Source organism: Allosphingosinicella sp., assembly GCF_036387215.1.
GTDB lineage: Bacteria > Pseudomonadota > Alphaproteobacteria > Sphingomonadales > Sphingomonadaceae > Allosphingosinicella.
This window is the reverse complement of the sequence record NZ_DASVUE010000108.1, coordinates 1-2,643: the sequence shown is the minus strand read 5'-3', so window position 1 is coordinate 2,643 and position 2,643 is coordinate 1. Positions and strand designations below refer to the sequence as shown.

Below are 2,643 nucleotides of genomic sequence, written 5' to 3'. Positions count from 1 at the left end.
GGAATCGGGCGCGCGGGTGCATTTCCGGCGGATGCTGTGGCTGCTCCTGTTCGGCTATCTCCATTATTACCTCATCTGGTTCGGCGACATCCTCACCGGCTACGCCACGATCGGCCTCATCGCGTGGTTCTTCCACGCCGCGTCGCCAAAAAAGCTCCTGATCTGGGGCGGAGTGTTCGTGGCGATCCAGTTTCTGCTGTTCGCGGCCATGGCCGTCAGCTTCCAGTACATGAGCGAGACCGCCGCCGCCCCGGGCGCGAGCGCGGAGACCGTGAAGCAATGGGCCGAGATGCAGCGCGGATTTGCAATCCCGAGCGATGCCGATCTTGCCAGATCGCTGACCCTTTACCGAGGCGGCTGGCTCGATCTCGCGCGCCACCAGCTCGTCGACAAGACGTTCGAGCCGCTCATCATGCTGGCGGTGTTCGGCTGGGAGACCCTGGGCTACATGCTGCTCGGAATGGCTGCGCTGAAGACCGGGTTTTTCACCGGAAGCTGGAGCGACGCGCTCTACCGCAAGATCGCGCTGATCGGCTTCGCCATCACGATTCCCGCTTATTCTCTGCTCGCCTGGCTGCTTTGGTCGGACGGCTTCACGCCGGGAATGATGCCTACCTTCGCGTTTGCCGGACCGGTCTTGTTCCGGCCGCTGATGGTGATCGCCACCGCCGCATTGATCATCCTGCTCACCCGCCGGGGCGGCGCGCTGGTGGAGCGGATCGCCGCCGCCGGCCGCGCCGCCTTCACCAACTATCTCGGCACGAGCATCCTCATGACCACCCTCTTCTACGGCTATGGCGGCGGCCTATTCGGCACCATGGGACGTGCCGAATTGTGGCTGGTCGTGCTCGCCATGTGGGCGCTGATGCTGCTCTGGTCCAAGCCGTGGCTCGACCGCTATCGCTACGGGCCGTTCGAGTGGCTCTGGCGCAGCCTCGCCCGCGGCGGCGCGCAGCCGATGCGGAAGACGGCGGTGGAGGGCGGCCTAGCCGCATAATACGATCTGGCGGCGGCGTTCATGCTGGCTTAGGCTCCGCTCATCCAGGTGGGGACTGCCATGACGCTGACGAAACTCCTGCTCTCGGCCTCGGCGGCCGGTCTCATGCTCTCGGGCGCCGCACCCGCGGCCGCACAGGCCGTGCATCTGGCAGAGCAGCCGCAACTGATCCCGGTCGAGGAGTACAGGCTCGCCAACGGAATGAAGGTGATCTTCCACGTCGACCGCTCCGATCCCGTCGTTGCGGTGTCGTTGAACGCCCATGTCGGCTCCGGCCGGGAGGAGCCCGGGCGCACCGGCTTCGCGCACATGTTCGAGCACCTCTTCTTCCTCGAATCCGAAAATCTCGGGAAAGGCGGCCTCGACAAATTGAGCGCCCGCATCGGCGGCTCCGGCGCCAACGGCTCCACCAGCCGCGACATCACCGACTATCTCCAGACGGTGCCCAAGGACGCGCTCGAGAAGATGATCTGGGCCGAGGCGGACAAGCTCGGCTATTTCATCAACACGGTGACCGAGCCGGTGCTCGCCAAGGAAAAGCAGGTCGTCAAGAACGAGAAGCGCCAATCCTACGACAACCGCCCCTATGGCCACACCTTCTCGATCATCGACGAGAATCTCTATCCCGCCGGCCATCCCTATAGCTGGTCGGTAATCGGATCGCTGGAGGATCTCGACCGCGCGACGCTTGCCGACGTCAAGAATTTCTACCGCCGCTGGTACGTGCCCAACAATGTGGCGCTGGTGATTTCGGGCGACTTCGATCCCGCGCAGGCGCGCAAATGGGTGGAGAAATATTTCGCTGAAATCCCGCGCGGCGCTCCCGCTCCGGCCCTGAAGCCGCAGCCGGCGAGGCTCGCCGTTTCCAGGCTCCTCTTCCACGAGGACAATTTCGCGCAGCTGCCGCAGCTGACGCTCACCTGGCCGACGGTGCCGGCCTTCCATCCGGACAGCTATCCGCTCCAGATCCTGTTCGACCTGCTGACGGACGGCAAGGAGACGCCGCTTCACGCGGTGCTGGTCGACGAGCGGAAGCTTACGAGCGAGGTCGGCGCGTTCGAGAACGAAGCGAAGATCGCCGGCGAGGCGCACCTCCAGGTCCAGGCCTTCGAAGGCGTCGACCTCGACAAGGTGCAGGCTGCGATCGGCGAAGGTTTCGCACGGTTCGAGAAGAAGGGCGTCGACCGCGCGGCGCTGGAACGCGCCAAGACGCTTCGCGAGGTCGCATTCTACAGCGAGATCGACAGCGTGCTCGGAAAGGCCTCCCGCCTCGCCCGTTACGATCTCTACACCGGCAGCCCCGACTTTGCGGACAAGGACCTTGCAAGCCTCCGCGGCGTCACCGCGGCCGACGTGATGCGGGTCTATGCGAAGTACATCAAGGGCAGGCCCTATGTCGCCACGAGCATGGTTCCGAAGGGGAAGGCGGAGCTTGCGCTTAACGGCGCGGTGCGTGCCAAGGTGGTCGAAGAGCCGATCGTGCAAGGCGCGGAAGCGGAGGTCGATCCGAACGTCAAGGCGACTTATGCAAGAAGCCCCTCGAGCTTCGACCGGACCGTCGAGCCGCCTTATGGCGAGAAGCCTGCGGTCGTCATTCCCGCCGTCTGGCAGGCCTCGCTCCCGAACGGCCTCAAGGCCTACGGGAT

The 2,643-nt window shown here is 64.7% G+C and carries 2 protein-coding genes; both read left to right on the top strand.

What is annotated here, in order from left to right; all coding sequences use genetic code 11:
* Positions 1–997 (top strand): DUF418 domain-containing protein (locus tag VF662_RS04615; protein WP_464138229.1); only part of this gene is annotated, 997 nt, incomplete at its 5' end.
* 60 nt (positions 998–1,057) lie between these two features.
* Positions 1,058–2,643 (top strand): M16 family metallopeptidase (locus VF662_RS04610; RefSeq protein WP_464138225.1); only part of this gene is annotated, 1,586 nt, incomplete at its 3' end.